The following is a 16,502-nucleotide window of genomic DNA, read 5'->3' as shown; positions in this document are numbered from 1 at the left end:
ACCCCGCATGCGAGGGGTGATCAGTCCTCCCTCTCCATGTCTGGTGAATAGCTTCCGGAACGGGCCAGGCCATTAAGCCTGGCTCTTTTTTTCATGGCCGCCTGGGCTTTGTCTGCATTGTCCAGTTTGCCGGCCCAGGCTTTCTGGGCAGGCTCCTGCAGGGCACGGCCATAGGAAAAACTGAGTTCCCAGGGGTGGTAACCCATGCTGTTCAGGGCGTTCAGGTTTTCGGTGGATTCCTCCGGGGTTTGGCCACCGGACAGGAAGAATATGCCCGGTACAGCCGCCGGCACCACCCGCCGGAACACGCTCAGGGTGGCTTCGGCAACCTGTTCCGGGCTGGCTTTGCCCGTTTCTTTGCCCGGTGTCACCATACTGGGTTTCAGCACCATGGTTTCCAGGTCCACCCGGTGGCGGTGCAGTGCCTTGAACACTTCCAGCAGCACATCTTCACTGACTTCCGCCGCGCGTTCGATGCTGTGGTTGCCATCTATCAGAACCTCGGGTTCCACAATCGGCACTATGCCCATGGACTGGCACACTGCGGCGTAACGGGCCAGCACCTCGGCATTGGATTTGATCGCCTGGAACGAGGGCAGGGTGTCGGAGATATGGAACACATCCCGCCACTTGGCAAAGCGCGCGCCCATGGATTTGTAGTGCTCCAGGCGCGTGCCAAGGCCATCCAGCCCGTAGGTGATTTCATCGCCCGGGGCGTTTACCAGCGGGCCTTTGCCCTGGTCCACCTTTATGCCAGGAACAATGCCCTGGCTGGCCAGCAGCTTGGGGATGGCAACATCGTCCAGGCTCAGTTGCTCCAGCGTTTCCTCGTACAGAATAACGCCGCTTACGTGCGCTCCAAGCTTTGGCGTGGAAAAGATGATGCTGCGGTATTCGCGCCGGGTGGCTTCCGTGGATTCAACGCCCACCGCCTTGAACCGCTTGGCAATGGTTGGGGCGCTCTCATCTGCCGCGAGAATACCTTTGCCCGGCTGGACCAGGTCGGCAATGGTGGCTAATAGCTCCTGTTTAACGCTCATGGCTCCTCCTTGGTTGCTGATTCTGCAGTGGTCGAGACGTATTCAGTGTAGTCTCAAAAAGCCCGGCTGTTATTTGATCTGGGCTAAGGCGGGAACGCATCGCAGGTTCTAGACTTAAGGTATAACAAGATCATACTGGAGCCCGCCATGAAAACCGTCGTCAGCGTCAGCCAGGGATCGTCTGAGTACGACTATGAGCTGGAAACCGAATTTCTGGGCCATACGTTTCGCGTGGTGCGAGTGGGCACCGATGGCAATCTTGATCGGGCCGAGGCTGTTCTCGATTCGATTCGCGCACAGGCTGATGCCATCGGCCTGAGCATGATCCACGACCACTACCAGGTGGGCCGCGAGCAGCTTGAACACCCTGATACCGCCAGGCTGGAAGCCTGCGTACCAGACAAACCGATCACGACCGGGGCGGGCTTGCGGGGCATCCTCCAGGAATGGGCGGTTCGCCATACCCAGACGGAGCTGGGCCACTTTTTCGATAACGCCCGGGTGTTGTTCCTCAATGGCCAGGCCGGATTCCGTATTGCCAGGGCCTTGTCTGAGCATACCGACAACCTGTTCTTCGCCGATCCATACCTGGACTTTGGCGTGCCCCGGCTACTCAATTCGCTGAACCAGCTCGAAGCCTATACCAAGCTCACGGCCCCGGTGATGTTTAGCCCCAACGCCGTCAGGGTTATAGAACGATTGCACCGAAGCCCCCTGTACCGCATGGGGGAGAAGCTGATCAGCGGCTCGTTGCATGAGGCGGTAAAAGACTGCCATGTGATCGTTGGTGCTATGGGTGATCTTGAAGTGTTTTCCGAGAAGGAACTGGATGGCAAAACTGTGATTACCTCCAGAGTCACCGCATCCGCCCTGGACTGGTTCCGCTCCCGGCGCGTGGCCATGGTGGTGGATTACAGCCCCTGGCTGGCAGGTCGCCCCGTGGGGGTCAACGTGATGGAGGCGATGATCAGCGCGGCTCTGTCTCGCACACCGGAGCAACTGGGTGCGGACGATTTCCTGGACGTGATTGAACAGTTGGGCGTAGAGCCCCGCATCCTGTACCCGAACGGCTACCGTCGGATCAACCGCTTTGCCTTTGTGATTCACCCGTTGTCTCAGCAATACCTGACCAAAACCCCGCCCCTGGATTGGGTAGCGAGCGTGTCGCCACCGGCGGTGATGAACCTTGTGGAAAAGGCCATTGCCTACACGCCTCCGTTTGTTTACTCCAAGGTTTCGGGCATCCAGTCGCCCACCGGCGATGAGGTGGAAGGCTGGCTGATCACCGTAGGCGGCACACCCAGGGAAATCATGGCCCACGACCCGGAATTCACCTACAGCCGATTGCTGGCGGCGGCGAATCTGGCGAAAAAGCTGGGCGCCCAGATCATGGGGCTGGGGGCGTTCACCAAGGTAGTGGGTGATGCGGGGATCACCGTGGCAAAGCGGGCACCGCTGCCCATCACCACTGGCAACAGCTACAGCGCCTCGGGCGCACTTTGGGCGGCCCACGATGCGGCGAAGAGGATTGGCCGTGTCAGCATTGGCAAGAGCGGGAAGATGGCCGGCAAAGCCATGGTTGTCGGCGCCACTGGCGCTATCGGCTCTGTCTGCGCCCGGTTGTTGGCCAAGGCCGTGGATGAAATCTACCTGGTGGCACCGGAAGCGGCCAAACTGTTGTCTCTCAAGGAAAGCATTGAACAGGAAACCCCGGGCGCCATCGTGCATGTGGCCGCCACCACCAACCGTGACCTGCCCGATATGGACATGGTGGTCACTGCCACCTCCGGCGCCGGTAAACGTATTCTGGACATCATGCAGGTGAAACCCGGTTGCGTGATCACAGACGTGGCCAGGCCCCTGGATATCCCGGCGGAAGACGTGGCCAAGCGGCCCGATGTGCTGGTGATTGAATCTGGAGAGATCAAACTGCCTGGCATCGTGAAAATGAAAGATATCGGCCTGCCCAAGGGCATTGCCTATGCCTGCCTGGCAGAAACCATCGTGCTGGCGCTCGAGGCAAGGTTCGAGAATTTCACCCTGGGCCGGAACATTGAATGGGAAAAGGTGCGGGAAATATACAAACTGGGCCTGAAACACGGCATGGAGCTGGCGGCTGTATCCGGCGTTAACGGGGTGTTTACCGAGGAAGATTTCGAGAGAGTGCGCACCTTGGCCGCCCACGCCACGGAACCGGCCTGAACCAGGCAAAGGCCTGAAGTGTACGGGTAGCGGTGGATTTTGGCCTACAAACACCTGCCGCCCACTCCCGGAGCAGCGTAGCCTGTTGACTACGCAAAAAACGAATGGCTTCGGGAGAGTTCTGCCATGAACGCGCCAGTGTCACAGATCAAGAAAACCAGCAATGCAGCATACCGGACCGCAACGCCCCCTGGATTTCTACCGGAAGTGCGCAGCCCGGATTTCGAGTTTCCGGAAGACCTGCCAAGGTACTGGTGGGACAACGACCCGGCAAAAACCCTTTTGCTGGCGGCGTTGTCTGCCAGCTTCCCGCCGGGAGAGAGATTCTTCATTGATACCGTTCGCCACTACCAGAACCAGATTACCGACCCTGAACTGAAAAAAGCGATTCGCGCGTTCATCGGCCAGGAAGCTCACCACTCGAAAGAGCATAAAATGATGAACGGCTTCCTCGAAGAGCGGGGGGTTAACCTCAGCCGGTTGGAGCGGGAAGTGCAGTGGTTTATGAACTGGATGCGTAAGCGCTTCACACCGGAGAGACAGCTGGCCCACACCGTGGCAGTAGAGCATTTTACCGCCCTGATGGCCGAAGAATTCCTGCTGAAATACGATGCCCTTGAAGAGATGGACCCCCGCATCGCACCGGTCTGGGCCTGGCACGCCATTGAGGAATCCGAACATAAGGCAGTGGCATTTGATGTCTATAAAAGCGTGGGCGGCAGTGAATTCATTCGCGTAACGGAAATGATGTTTGTCAGCGTGATGTTTCCGTTGTTCAGCAGCATTCACCTGATACAACTGATGAAAGCCGATGGCCAGCTGGGCAACCTGAAATCCTGGGCCAAGGGCCTGAACTACATGTGGGGCAAACCGGGGGTCTTCCGCAAACTGATTCCGTCCTACCTGAAGTATTACAGCCCGACCTTCCACCCCTGGGACAACGATGCCCGGGATCTGGTGGAGAAGGCCAAGAAGCGTTGGTTGCCGGCCTCACTTCAAGGCTGAACAGCACCATTTGCATTCGTCGAGGGGCAGCCGCAAAGGCTGCCCGCCGGATTACGCCGTCAGATCCTTGCGCATGTTGTAGCGCAGGAACTGAGCCCCGCGAACCGTCACCCGCTGTTCATCCACCACTTCAAAACCGTGACGCTCAAAGAAGGGCTTGGCCACTACGCTGGCTTCGGTTTTCAACTCTTTTGCGCCTTTGGCAATCAGCTGCTGTTCCGCCTCATGATACAGCGTGGAGGCAATGCCACGACGGGCATAGTTAGGGGCAGTAAACACCAGATCAATGGTGCCGTCGTCATCGTAGGAGATAAACCCGGCCAGGTCCTGGCCTTCTTCCGCCACCAGGGTTTCCAGTGACTCCAGCCTTTGCCGCCAGGTATCCAGGTGTGGCGTACGGGAGGCCCAGGCAAACCGCTGGGTTTCGTCATAGGCGCCGGCCGTGAGTTCATGCACGGAATCGGTAAACAGGCGAACCACCGGGCTCAAATCCTGAATACGGTACTTGCGAATAGTGATCGACGTGATTGTGCTCATGATGACTCAGTGTGTACCTGTGTTGGAGCGCGGGTTAATAACCCATAAACCCGCTACTCCAGTCAGCATACCGACAACCGCAGGAAAATCCAGCCTTTGAATTGCCTGAGTCAAGCGCCTTGTTACAGGCTTTCCAGGTGCGCAATCATCCGTTGTCGCATCTCATCATCCGGCAGCCGGCCCATTGCTGCGCCCATGTTGTCGATCATGTGGCGAGCTCTGCTTGTAGCGGGTGTGGCAGCGGTCACCACCGGGTGTGCCAGCACAAACTTGAGGAAGAACTGGGCCCAGGTATGGGCATCGAACTCTGCCGCCCACCCCGGCACCTCTTTGCCCCGAACCTTGTCCCACAGGCGAGTGCGACCAAAGGGTGCGTAGATCAGTACAGCAATACCCTTGTCCCGCGCCAGAGGCAGAATGCGCTCCTCCATGGTGCGGTTGTCAATCGCGTAGTCGACACCGATAAAATCGATGGGCTCTTGCTCCATTACCCGTTCCAGGCCTTGGTACTGCTGGGGGAAGGTCGTGGTCACGCCGATATAACGCACCCGGCCTTCAGCCCGGTATTCCTTAAGCATGCCCAACTGCGTGGGAATGTCCGCCATGTTGTGCACCTGGATAAGATCAATAGGGTCTTTTCCGATCCGCTCGAATGACGTTTCCAGTTGCGCCCGTGCCTGATCCGGGTCTGCCTTGCCACCACCGCGCCCCGCCACATTCAGTTTCGTGGCCCAGAACAGCTTGTTGGCGATGCCCTGCTCATTGGCGATACGCGCAGCGACTGCTTCGGAAGCACCATAACTGGGGGCGGTATCAAATACGGTACCGCCTTCCTTCACCAGGGCTCCCAGCACTTCCCGAAGTGCATCCAGGTCTTCAATACGGGCAGTGCTGGAAAAAGTTGCGGAACTGCCAAGGCCAATCCCCGGCAAACGCTCGCCGGATGAGGGAATGGGGCGGGTAATCAGCTCCAGTTTGCGGTCTGCCTCAGCCCACAGCAGGCTGGGCCTGGCTGCCAGTGTAACGCCGGCGGCCATGGCCAGTTTCAGATAAGCTCTACGGGATATCATGGCGTGGTTCTCCTCGTGTTCCTTGGATCATTGGTGAAGCCGCAATGGCTTTCTGCCGCTGGCTCTTACCCAGCCAGAGCGCCAGGCCGGCCCAAACCAGGGCCAGTGGCACAGCCACGGTGGCAATGGCCGTAAGGCCCATGCCCAGCCGGGCCAGCAGGCCTTCGGTCTGGGCGCCGACCACATCACCGGTCCGGTAAACAAAGGTGTCGATAAACGCCTTTGCCTTGTACTTTTCTTCCCGTGTGGTCACGGTAAACAGGGTTTCCCGGGCGGGCCGCATCAAGGCTCTTTGAACAGCCCGGAACGAGGCTTCGAGCACCACCAGCGCCGCAAAGGAGCCAACAATGGCCAGCCCGATAAAGCCCAGGGCTGCGGTCAGCGGCAGCAAGGCCAGGGTCAGCGACACCCCTAAACGCTTCATCAGGTGCCCGGCCACCAGCGCCTGCATCACCAGGGTCGCCACCTGGGTAATCAGGTCGATGCGGGCAAAAAGGGTGGTGCGCAGGTCGGTACTGTCTTCCATGGCTGCCACCATATGCAGGCGGGTGAAATAGATAAACGTCGCCATGATGGCCAGAATCACCACATAGGCGGCAATCCCCATCAAATACCGGGACTTGAACACTGCCCGGAAGCCCTCCCAGGCACTGCCACCAATGCGTTCATGTTCATCAACGGCGGGCGGATCTTCCGGGTCTTTGCGTTCTGCCGGGTTATGGGGTTGCAGGCCGGTGAGCACCCAGGCCGCAATCAGCGCCAGCACCAGAAACCCGGCCGAGACCAGCAGCAGAGCCGGAGTGCCTATAGGCTCTGCCAGTCGCCCCGCCAACCATGGCCCAAATATGGCGCCCAGGGTTCCCCCCACTGCAATCAAACCAAAGAAACGCTTGCCCTGGTCAAACGAGAAACGGTCGGCCATCAAGGCCCAGAAAACCATGGTGACAAACAGGTTGAACATGCTGAACCAAACATAGAACACCTGCCCGGTGGTCACCCCGATCACCTCCGGGGTTAGCGTCATCAAGCTGTAGAACACCAGCAGGGTGAAACTGAAAAACAGGTAGGTAGCGGTTATAAACAAGCGGCGGGGTAGATGGCTGACCAGCCAGCCAAAGACCGGGTTAACGGCCAGCGTTATCACTGCGGTGCCAACAAACAGCCAGCGCACTGCATCAATGCCGCCCTGCATCCCCAACGCTTCGCGGGCAGGACGCAATACCATCAGCGCCGTCAGTACACAGAAAAAATAGAACACAGCCAGGAACACCGGAACGATTTCGTGGCGGCGAATGTTGAACGCTTTCTGAAACGGGTGGCGCACGTGATGGCTCCCGATGGGGCCGGGGAAATGCGACGCGGTGCTCCCTGCGGCTATGAATTCTTGTTATCGTGTTAAACGAACTTTGATGTTAATCATAGGCCAAAGTTCCGCTGGATGGGGTGGAGACTGCATCGCTTCCTCATCAGCTGCCCGTAAATACCCGACAGGCCTCTTCCACCACAATCCCGTGCCGTCTTGCGAGGTTGGCCCGGTTGTCATCATAGCCCCCACCAATCACTGTAGCCACGGGAATACCCCGGCGCTTGAGTTCCCCCAGCACAAGCCGGTCCCGCTGACGAATACCTTGCTCCGATATGTTGAGCTTGCCAAGCGGATCGCCCTCGTACACATCCACACCGGCGTCGTAGAGCACGATGTCTGGCTTGGACAGCGCCAACGCCTGTTTTAGGGTTTCGTACACAACCGCCAGATAATCTTCATCACCCAAGCCGTCGGGCAGCGCTACGTCCAGGTGGCTCAATTGCTTCTCGAAGGGGAAGTTGCGTTCGCAGTGGATGGAACAGGTGAATGCCCCTGGTGTGTTGGCGAGCAGGGCTGCAGTGCCGTCGCCCTGATGCACATCCACATCGAAGACCAGCACCCTTTTGATGCCTTCTTGCCCAAGCAGCACGTTGGCAGCAATCGCCAGGTCATTGAGGATGCAGAACCCGGAGGCGTAATCGAAATGGGCGTGATGGGTGCCGCCGGCAAGATGGCAGGCAATGCCGTGTTGTAAGGCAAGTTGCGCGGCAAGCACTGTACCGGAGGGCGCCAGAAATGTACGCCGCACCAGGCCGGTGCTCCACGGCAGGTTCACTTGCCGTTGCTCCCGCGCCGTCAGCCGGCCTTGCGCAAAACGGGCCAGGTAATCCGGGCAATGGGTTTGGGTCAGCCAGCCCTGGCGGCAAGGGGCAGGGCGGAAGCTGTTGCGGCGCGTGAGCAGCCCCGTGGAACGCATATATTCCGCCAGAAGCCCGAACTTTTCCATGGGGAAGCGGTGCTTCTGCGGGAAAGGAAAGCTGTAATCCGGGTGGTGAACGATGGGTATGGTCATTCGCTAAGGCAGTGCCGGAATAATGTGGTCTTCAATTAATTGAAACTGTTGGCGCAGGTAACGGGAACCCGGCGAAGGTGGGGCAGGGTCTGAGGTCATTACCACCGTCAGTTCCAGGGTCGGCACTACATAGAGCACCTGGCCGCCAAAACCGCGCCCGTAATACCCCATCTCACCCGCCATGGGCCGCAGGAACCAGCCGTAGCCATAGGGATCATCGGTGAAGGCGGATTCGCCGCGACCGGTCCAGGATTCAGTTACCCAGTTCTCCGGGAGCAATTGTTGGTCTCCCACACGCCCGTTATTGCGATACAGCTCGCCGACTTTTACCAAATCACGAGGTGAGAGCAGCATGTTGTTACCGCCAAAATAAACCCCTTGCGGGTCTTGGTCCCAGGGCGGGATATCTATGTCCAGAGGTTTCCCCAGCCACTCCCGAGCCAGGGAAAGAGTACTGCGGCCAGCACTTTCTGTTAAAGCTGCAGAGAGCAGGTGGCTGCTGCCTGAGGAATACAGCATGCGCCCGCCCGGTTCATCCACAAAGGGCCGGGTAAGCACGTGGCTGACCCAGTTGTTACTGGCCACCCAGGGCCCATAGTTAGCCCCAGAGGTACGCTGCAGACCTGCCTGTAAAGACAGCAGGTGCCCGAGGGTAATGCGCTCAATACCCTCGGTAGCCGATGCAGGTACCCGGTTGCCCAGAGTTTCTACCACAGGCTGATTGGTTCCCTCGAGTACATCGTTTTTGATACCCATACCCACCAGCGCAGCCAACACCGTTTTAGACAAAGACTTGATGTTGACGGGTGTATCCAGGCCCTGGCCCCGTAAATCCAGTGCCAGAATTTCTTCACCCTTGTGGGCAACAATCAGGGTGTGCAGGCGGTCAAGTTGTGCGGCTTCTTGCTCGACCTCGGCTTGCCAATCTGTGGGCTGTGCTTGGGACAGCATAGGTACGAAAAGGAGTAAAAGTGCGAAATTCCAGCTGAAAAACCGATGCATAGAGTTCCCGATATTGATGGTCGTGTCAGAATAAACTTCTCCAACTCATAACCACCATACGCCAGGAAGCTCGAACGAGCTCACATTCACACACTGCTGATCCGACGGTGAACTCGGAGGATTCGTCATCCTCCGCCTGCTCTTGCTGTTTGGAACCTAATTCTGGCTGGCTAAAGCCAAATGTCCCAAGCCCGCCATACGAAGTTTGCGACCAGCGAAGACAAGCAATAAGCCCGGAACTGCGCCAATTACGAGAACCTTCAGCAGGATGATCACACCCTCCTGATCTAGCCCTCCTTGCACCAACAGAAACGCAGAACTCAAAACGCCAAACATCCCGCGTAGTAAAAGCAAACTGCCGACAATAATAAACAGCAACCCAACAAAGCGAAGGATGGCAGACGGTTTGGCGGTTGGCTGTTCAGTATGAGAGCGGGTGTTGGAAACCCATCTGAAGCTACCATAACCCACGACCATCATGATGAGCCCGGCGGCGAACTCCGGAAGGGTGTCTGGAAGCCCGACAAACGTTGAAAACGAGAGGATTCCGCCGATTACACATGTGGCTAAAGAAAGACCACGTAGAATTTGAGTTTTCATAGTATCTATCCCTGATGTATACGAAACCGGCAATTGCAGGTTGCTAAACGGAGCGAATGGAAAAGAGCGATAATATTGTGAACAGTACAAACCTCTACATCATTGAAAATTCCCTTTCCAACTTGTGTGGCGAACGTTACCACAGGCATGCCACCTAATTTATCGAAGTATTCGCCTCGACCAATCTCACCGCAACATCACTGAACTGCGTGCCGTGCCGACCTTCACGGTTTGAGCCGAAGAGATTGATCCACTGGTCGGCGCTTAGCAACACTTCTCCGCTACCGGTGCTGCTCTGATTTCCTGCCGCATAACGGCCGGCAAAGTTGAAGGCGAAAGCGCCAGGGGATTCCGGCAGTGGCGTTAACTTGAAGCCAATCGTCAGTTCCGGTGAAGACGCGTACCCCCGGCCTTCATCGGCAAGACCTACCCGCAAGAGGTGAGAACGTTCCAGAAATTCCGTGCGCAGTTCCGAAGAGCTGCCATCGGGCTCTGTCGCCTGGCATTCGCAATAGCGAATCTCCAAAATCATCGAACTGCTATCTAGGAAGTGTTCGGGAGTTGGGCCGCCGGCATGTGTCAATCCGGGAAACAGTACCAGTGCGGTAAGGCCAAGTAGAGTGAAGACGGATGACGCGATCCTTTGCATGATTGAACTCCATATGGTGATTACCCAGAAACACCCAAGTTATTCTGTTTTGAATCCCAACTCAAGGTCGCCTGGTCTCTTAGCTATACCTCACACCTTCCCGGGCGTAATGCGCGCAATGGCACGGAACTCCCTCGTCATATGAGCTTGATCACTAAAGCCGAACTGATGGGCAACCTCTGCCAGGTTTGCCCGGCTGTGCTCGCGGATGTAGTCGATGGCTCGTTTCACTCGCAGGATGCGCTGGTACTGCTTGGGTGTCATTTCCATCCAGTGTTTGAAAAGCCGCTCCACATGCCGCTGGCTGACGCTGATTTGTTCGTTAAGCACCCCCGGTGTTGCGTTTTCGTTGAAGCTTTCCAGGGCCTGCTTCAGCGGCCCGGGGATGGTCTTTGTGAGACGGAAATGCCTGCTCAGCCATCGTTGCAGAGTGTTCACCCGGCTTACGTTGTCATGGTCTGACTTGAGGTTGGAGTAGAGCTGGCTAAGGCCGGGTAGATGCGCTGGGTCTGCGGTCAGGGCCGTGGGCTGATCAAAGTGTTGCCCGATTACCGCATAGCCAATCGCGGGTTGAAACCGAATACCCGCGAGCTGCGATTTGGGAAACAGGGAAACATTCTCTGATACCTTCTCAACCGGTAGCAGGATGACACCCTCCGGAATGGGGGTGTCGCCGATCTTCACGTCACCCGCCAGACTAAACCAGATGCTGCTGCACGCCTCAGAATGCAGTAACTTCACCACCGGCTCGTTTGCCAGCTCGGATACCGACGCTGACCAAATCCCTTGCACAAACGCCGACAACTGTCCTGATGGGCAGGACAGCTGAAAGTCGAACGCTGGTCTGGAAAGGCTATTATGGTTTATAGCTGCCTACCTCTGGCTTGAAGGTTTTGGCAATCCGGTTCCAACTGTTGATGGCGTTAACCGCGATGGTCAAATCCACCAGAGCCTGCTCACCCAAAGCTTTCACTACATCCTGATATTTCTGGTCGTCTACCGGTTTGCCATAGGTAAGATGCTCCGCCCAATCAAGCGCAGCTCGCTCTATGGGAGAATAGAAAGGCATGTCATGCCAGGCGCTCAAGCCCATCATACGCTCCGGGATTTCACCCTGCGCGGTGGCATCTTTGCTGTGCATGTCGATGCAGAAGGCGCACTGATTGATTTGCGACACCCTTAGCTTTACCAGCTCCCAAACAGCCGTGCTGAGGGTGTCTGACGCCCGGAACTGCTCCCTCAAATACGCTTCCTGATTCATTAGAATCTGCATGGCTTTCGGCGCCAGGCCGATGTAATTCGCGCGTGCGGTCATGATCCATGTCCTCCAATTGTTGTGGAGTTACACGGTAATAAATGGCCCGGGATCGGTATTGAAGATTTTCGACACTAGCGATGATCCCAGTAATGCGACCCGTTTTAACGACGAGCACAAGTAAAAGTGCTGTTCAGTCTCGGCCAATCCAATGGAAGGTAGAGCCCCCAGGATAAAAACGATAAAGGTCATTTTGGCCATTACCTGACACCGGTATCCTGTTTGCGGTGCATCCTCACAAGTCATATTCATCGTGACGACGATTCCACACATACGGCTTTGTCTGTGGCCAACCTTCCGGCGAATCCTCCCAGGTTTCCTGGCGACCATAAGGCGTCAAATCCAGATACGTCCAGAGACTACCCAGGTACTCAACGCCACGGGCACCCGTAAAGTAAGTGCGGTATACATCATTCCCGTCACGAAGGAATACGCTTGCGCCGTGCCTTTCTCCGTCTGCTGTCGTTACGCCAAAATCATAGTTGAAGTCACTTTCGAAAGACGAGTACCAGGGCATCGACCAGCCCATACGCTTTTTGTACTGCGCAAGCTTCTCGTAAGGTGCGCGTGACACCATCACAAGCGACGTATCGCGGGCATGCAAATGGGCAGGGTGGGTCATGGCGTCGGCGAGCCAGGAGCATCCGTCACAACCGGCCTTCCAGTCGGGTGCGAACATAAAATGATAAACAATGAGCTGGCGGCGCCCGCCGAACAGGTCAAGAAAAGACACACTGCCTTCTTCGCCCTGGAACAGGTAATCATTCTTTACCTTGACCATGGGCAGTTTTCGGCGTTCAGCGCTCAAGGCATCCCGCGCTCTGGTGGCCTCTTTTTCTTTAACCAGTAACTGACTGAGGGCGGCTTCCCATTCCTCATTTGACACGATTGTCGGTAATGGTTGCTTACGGTCTCGCATACTTAAGGTCCCTCTCATTTGATGTTCAGTACTTGGTGTACCGTTCAGCAATCAGCGTTGGGGAACAGGAAAAAGCTGTTTGGCGTCACACTCACTGCGACCATACGTAAAAGATAGCAATTGCTGCGAACAGTACTGGAGCAAAGACTTCGAGGCCCACATAAATACGCCGTATCCTTTGAATTCTCTCTAGCAACCGTAGTACAGCCTTCGCCCTTTTGTGTTGGGAGCTATTCGTTGCTTCACCGAAGATGACAGATAGATTTTCGTCCTGCAGCCTGTTTCGCAGGTCGAACCAGCTGCCCAGGCATTCATCGAACGCCTTGTTTATGCGCTCAAACGAGCTATCTGAGAACACCCGATAAGGATCGTCATGTCCTGCAGCTTCTCGTGCTTTCAAGATTATCTCGGCCTTTTCCTCAAATTTAGCTACGTCCTTGGCTAACTCATCTGAAAGCTCTGCAAGGCATTTCTCGTTCGCTTCAATCGTGGCCGTTAATTCCGGAATTTTACGGAGTTCCTCGAGATCCATAGTGAACAAATTGGTGGACGTTGGAACGACGTCAGGTGTCTGGCCCAGGGATTTCGACATGGCATCATGAAAAGGCTCATATGCGCGCCCAATGGTATTCGAGATTTCCTCCCAGAAATAATACTGAACGTTTTTTCTCAGCGACGAGACGTCCAGAACCTCCCGCATCTCTGCTATGGCTCTAAAATTTTTACTACGGCTAAAGTTTGCACGCTGATAGTCCACGTAAGCTTTCATGAGGAAAATTACGGCCACCGCTGCGATGAAGGCTGTGTAGACAAATAACAACCTTCGATCTACGAAAAGAAGAGTTTCGCCAAACGTGATCTGGCCGATTCCGAAAAGGCCAATTGAAACAAAGACAAGAGACACATAAAGCAAAATGGACTGATAACGTGTCGTTTCTGGCCTGAGGAAGGGTTCCGACACAGTTGCAGCGTATTCAGCGAGCGAGTCGAACCTCTTCAGAAAAGCATCATCGTCTGCAGGTTCTCTGTTGCCAAACAAGATCGGCAAGTTACGCCGTATAGACTGTTCGATAGCCGCTTGGGTGGTCACATTGCTTCTCCCGTTATGTTTGTGAAGCACCTGCTGTTTCGCCCACCGAGACTGCAGAGCGTTTATTACACTTGCCCCAAGACACAATCAATTTCCGTTTCCACAAGCCAGTCGGGGTTGATGAACCGACTTACTTCAACAAAGGTGCAGGCGGGCTTAATCACAGAAAATAGCTCACCATGTGCTTTTGCTGCCTCTTCCCAGCGAGCTATATCCGTAAGCATAATGCGAGTTCTTATAATATCGTCGGGACTCCCACCAGCTTCCTCAATAGCCTGAATAGACAGTTCCAGGCAATACTTGGTCTGGCCGTAAACGTCCCCGATACAGGTCGTTTCACCATTTTTTATTGGTGCTGTACCTGATACAGAAATCATGTTCCCAATTCTGCAGGCTCTGGAAAAACCAATGGGTTCTTCCAAGGGAGAGCCCGAACTTACCCGTTTTTTCATAAGTTCCTCACCAAGCGCCGTTATTCCGAGCCAATAAACTGAACAATAGCCAACTTTCTCTCGTGGTTCTTCAGCCAATCCCTGACTTCTACGGCCTTTGCGGTATCGCTTTCCCCAACCAGCCTCTTCAAACGGTCGACTTTTTTGCTCTCCATTTTTTCATCCCGCACCTTTCGCTGCCATTGGTCGGTAAAGACCTTGGGAAGTTTGTGTGCCAGCTCGAGGGATTTGAGCAACGTCCATTCGCTGCCATCCAGCCAGGCCTCATCACAGAAACCGCAAAGATCAATACGGTTCTTGTGCTCGCTGGATACCGAGTACTTGGTCATCAGCTTGCTGCACTTGGGGCAGGAGAGGGCGGTTTTAGCATCGTTCTCGACGGTTACATCTGCATCAAAGTGATCGCTCTGCTCGACGGGCTCATTTCTTTCCGCCCAGTCGCGGTAGTAGAGCAGTGACAGAGAAGCGCCTTCACAGCCTGGACAACCCATAACCGGGAGGCCATCCTCAATTTTGGTGGGTGTCAGGTCAGTGGTTCTGCATTTGGGGCATTTCATGGTCATTCCTTTTTTGATGAAAGCCAGTCTGAGAGGCTGCCAATGTTAATCTTGTCTCGCACCACGGCGGGGAAATATCACCCGATAAACCGCGCGCCATACCACCGAATCCAGGGGAGCATACCGCAACGCCTGAGCAACCGCGCCCCAGGCCGTCGCAGAGTCTCCTACTGATGCAAAATGGCGGGCTTTCCGGCAGTAGAAGCGTGCCAGACCCCAGCGGATGTCACCGGGTTCGAGCGTGCTTCCGTACTCCTCGATAAAATCACGAATAATCGCTTCGTTAGCGGCAAATCGGCGTTTCTTGTCGCTGGAAATTTGATCTTCCATCACCCGGTAATAGCCCCAATACTCGGGTACATAAGTGAACGTAAACCGGGCCGAAAAACGCAGCCAGATGTCGTAATCGTCGGCAACGCCGTAACGGCCGGAAAACCCGCCCATGGTATCGAAACATTCCCGCCGCGCCATGACCGTGTTGATGCTCACGCTGTTGTCCACCAGCATCTGCCGGGCAATCCGCCCGGAGTAACGGCGCATATTCTTGCGGGACAACTCGCGGCCCTGTTCATCGATCATGATTTCATCACTGTGAAGCACGTCCACGTCCGGGTGAGCCTCCATCAGCGTCACTTGCCGCTCCAGCTTCTCTGGAACCCACAGGTCATCAGAATCGAGAAAACATATTAGCTCTCCCTGGGCGTACTGAAGCGCCAGATTCCGGGCAATGCTCTGGCCCTGGTTCTCCTGAAAATGGTAGTGGATGCGGTCATCATCCAGGTAACTGGCCAGACTCTTGCGGGTACCATCCTGGGAGCCATCATCAACGATGATCAGCTCCCAGTGGGGATAAGACTGGGCCAACACAGACTCGACCGCTTGCGTGATGGTCCGCTCACGGTTGAAGGTGGGTGTGATGATGCTGACCAGGGGGGCTGACGCAGGCACAAGCTGTCCTTATTGGTGTCCATTGCGGGGCTGAGGTGCCGCAGGGGAGGCCGCGGAACTGAAGCGATGGGTCATGCTTGAGACTCTTCTGGAATTTGAACCAATAGATCAGTCACCCCGATATCCACCCCTGCCTGGGACAGCAAAGTCGACACCTGCCCACGATGATGAGTTTGGTGGTTGAAGAAATGAAGCACCAGGCTCGAAAACCGCTTTTTTGCCGGAACCCCTTTGGTGTTGTGGTAGGAGAGAACTACATCCAGGTCTTCTTCGGTAAGCTGAGCTATCCAATCGATGATCTGTCGATCCAGCCAGATTCGATGCTCAGTTAAGCGCTCGATATCACCAAAGAGAACTTGGTCCAGGCTAGTCGGAGTATCAAGGCCCGCGACTCCACGCAGCGATTCCTGGCACGACGGGTGAGTAGCAAAACGCTTGAGCCAGATGGTATCGCCAACGAGAATATGGTTCAGGGTGCCCAGGATCGAGCCAAAGAAAGCGCCGCGGCCTTTCGTTAATTCGTCGGCCGACAGCTTTCCCGCCGCCTCATAGACCTTTGCGTTCATCCACTGATTGTATGTGGCGAGCAATTCAAAATGGTTTTTCACGTTCATTGGAATTCCGTTTCATTCAAAGTGCCAACTTTACTGCATCAGGTTGCAACGCCCGTTATGACGAGTGGTCACCGCCACGCGCATTGGCAAGCGCCTTGAACTCGTTTTCCCGTCGCCAGTTTTG

The 16,502-nt window shown here is 55.7% G+C and carries 18 protein-coding genes; 2 read left to right on the top strand and 16 right to left on the bottom strand.

Annotation, left to right across the window (positions count from 1 at the left end; all coding sequences use genetic code 11):
• Positions 1 to 20: 20 nt before the first annotated feature.
• The gene (locus QUE75_RS11480) at positions 21 to 1,040 is read right to left on the bottom strand and encodes a class I fructose-bisphosphate aldolase (RefSeq protein WP_286250215.1); all 1,020 of its coding nucleotides are present in this window, start codon (positions 1,038 to 1,040) and stop codon (positions 21 to 23) included.
• 147 nt (positions 1,041 to 1,187) lie between these two features.
• Between QUE75_RS11480 and QUE75_RS11475 the strand changes: the two genes are divergently transcribed.
• Positions 1,188 to 3,242, top strand: a complete 2,055-nt coding sequence (locus QUE75_RS11475; protein WP_286250212.1) for a dehydrogenase — start codon at positions 1,188 to 1,190, stop codon at positions 3,240 to 3,242.
• Positions 3,243 to 3,368: 126 nt separating this feature from the next.
• Positions 3,369 to 4,247: a metal-dependent hydrolase gene (locus QUE75_RS11470; protein WP_286250211.1), complete on the top strand. Its 879-nt coding sequence runs from the start codon at positions 3,369 to 3,371 to the stop codon at positions 4,245 to 4,247.
• 51 nt (positions 4,248 to 4,298) lie between these two features.
• On the opposite strand, the gene QUE75_RS11465 is transcribed toward QUE75_RS11470, so the two are convergent.
• From QUE75_RS11465 to QUE75_RS11395, 15 genes are all read right to left on the bottom strand, one after another.
• Positions 4,299 to 4,784, bottom strand: coding sequence for a GNAT family N-acetyltransferase (locus QUE75_RS11465; protein ID WP_058090570.1), 486 nt, complete (start codon positions 4,782 to 4,784; stop codon positions 4,299 to 4,301).
• Between the two features lie 122 nt (positions 4,785 to 4,906).
• A complete protein-coding gene (locus QUE75_RS11460) occupies positions 4,907 to 5,854 on the bottom strand; it encodes an aldo/keto reductase (RefSeq protein WP_286250205.1) in 948 nt (315 codons plus the stop codon).
• A complete protein-coding gene (locus QUE75_RS11455) occupies positions 5,841 to 7,178 on the bottom strand; it encodes an NTP/NDP exchange transporter (RefSeq protein WP_286250203.1) in 1,338 nt (445 codons plus the stop codon). Before QUE75_RS11455 ends, QUE75_RS11460 begins: the two co-directional genes overlap by 14 nt.
• Positions 7,179 to 7,320: 142 nt before the next feature.
• Positions 7,321 to 8,232, bottom strand: a complete 912-nt coding sequence (locus tag QUE75_RS11450) for a histone deacetylase family protein (protein WP_286250201.1) — start codon at positions 8,230 to 8,232, stop codon at positions 7,321 to 7,323.
• Between the two features lie 3 nt (positions 8,233 to 8,235).
• The gene (locus QUE75_RS11445) at positions 8,236 to 9,234 is read right to left on the bottom strand and encodes a serine hydrolase domain-containing protein (RefSeq protein ID WP_286250200.1); all 999 of its coding nucleotides are present in this window, start codon (positions 9,232 to 9,234) and stop codon (positions 8,236 to 8,238) included.
• A gap of 156 nt (positions 9,235 to 9,390) precedes the next feature.
• Positions 9,391 to 9,834 carry a hypothetical protein gene (locus QUE75_RS11440; protein WP_286250198.1) on the bottom strand — a complete coding sequence of 148 codons (444 nt, stop codon included), beginning with the start codon at positions 9,832 to 9,834 and terminating at the stop codon, positions 9,391 to 9,393.
• Between the two features lie 154 nt (positions 9,835 to 9,988).
• The gene (locus QUE75_RS11435; protein WP_286250196.1) at positions 9,989 to 10,483 is read right to left on the bottom strand and encodes a hypothetical protein; all 495 of its coding nucleotides are present in this window, start codon (positions 10,481 to 10,483) and stop codon (positions 9,989 to 9,991) included.
• A gap of 90 nt (positions 10,484 to 10,573) precedes the next feature.
• Positions 10,574 to 11,224 (bottom strand): helix-turn-helix domain-containing protein, encoded by a 651-nt coding sequence (locus tag QUE75_RS11430; RefSeq protein ID WP_286250195.1) that lies wholly within the window; start codon positions 11,222 to 11,224, stop codon positions 10,574 to 10,576.
• Positions 11,225 to 11,339: 115 nt separating this feature from the next.
• Entirely contained in the window at positions 11,340 to 11,798 is a 459-nt protein-coding gene (locus tag QUE75_RS11425) for a carboxymuconolactone decarboxylase family protein (protein WP_286250193.1), read from the bottom strand.
• A 235-nt stretch (positions 11,799 to 12,033) separates the two neighbouring features.
• Positions 12,034 to 12,717, bottom strand: a complete 684-nt coding sequence (locus QUE75_RS11420) for a DUF899 domain-containing protein (protein WP_286250189.1) — start codon at positions 12,715 to 12,717, stop codon at positions 12,034 to 12,036.
• 91 nt (positions 12,718 to 12,808) lie between these two features.
• A complete protein-coding gene (locus QUE75_RS11415) occupies positions 12,809 to 13,807 on the bottom strand; it encodes a hypothetical protein (protein ID WP_286250188.1) in 999 nt (332 codons plus the stop codon).
• A 65-nt stretch (positions 13,808 to 13,872) separates the two neighbouring features.
• Positions 13,873 to 14,259 carry a RidA family protein gene (locus QUE75_RS11410; RefSeq protein ID WP_286250186.1) on the bottom strand — a complete coding sequence of 129 codons (387 nt, stop codon included), beginning with the start codon at positions 14,257 to 14,259 and terminating at the stop codon, positions 13,873 to 13,875.
• Positions 14,260 to 14,279: 20 nt separating this feature from the next.
• Positions 14,280 to 14,816: a TFIIB-type zinc ribbon-containing protein gene (locus QUE75_RS11405; protein WP_286250184.1), complete on the bottom strand. Its 537-nt coding sequence runs from the start codon at positions 14,814 to 14,816 to the stop codon at positions 14,280 to 14,282.
• 45 nt (positions 14,817 to 14,861) lie between these two features.
• Positions 14,862 to 15,764 carry a glycosyltransferase gene (locus QUE75_RS11400; RefSeq protein ID WP_286250182.1) on the bottom strand — a complete coding sequence of 301 codons (903 nt, stop codon included), beginning with the start codon at positions 15,762 to 15,764 and terminating at the stop codon, positions 14,862 to 14,864.
• 71 nt (positions 15,765 to 15,835) lie between these two features.
• Positions 15,836 to 16,378: a DinB family protein gene (locus tag QUE75_RS11395; RefSeq protein ID WP_286250180.1), complete on the bottom strand. Its 543-nt coding sequence runs from the start codon at positions 16,376 to 16,378 to the stop codon at positions 15,836 to 15,838.
• Positions 16,379 to 16,502: the final 124 nt, after the last annotated feature.

This window comes from Marinobacter shengliensis (genome assembly GCF_030297115.1).
Lineage (GTDB): Bacteria > Pseudomonadota > Gammaproteobacteria > Pseudomonadales > Oleiphilaceae > Marinobacter > Marinobacter shengliensis.
The sequence above is the reverse complement of the archived record's forward strand: the minus strand, read 5'-3'. Positions and strand labels throughout refer to the sequence as shown.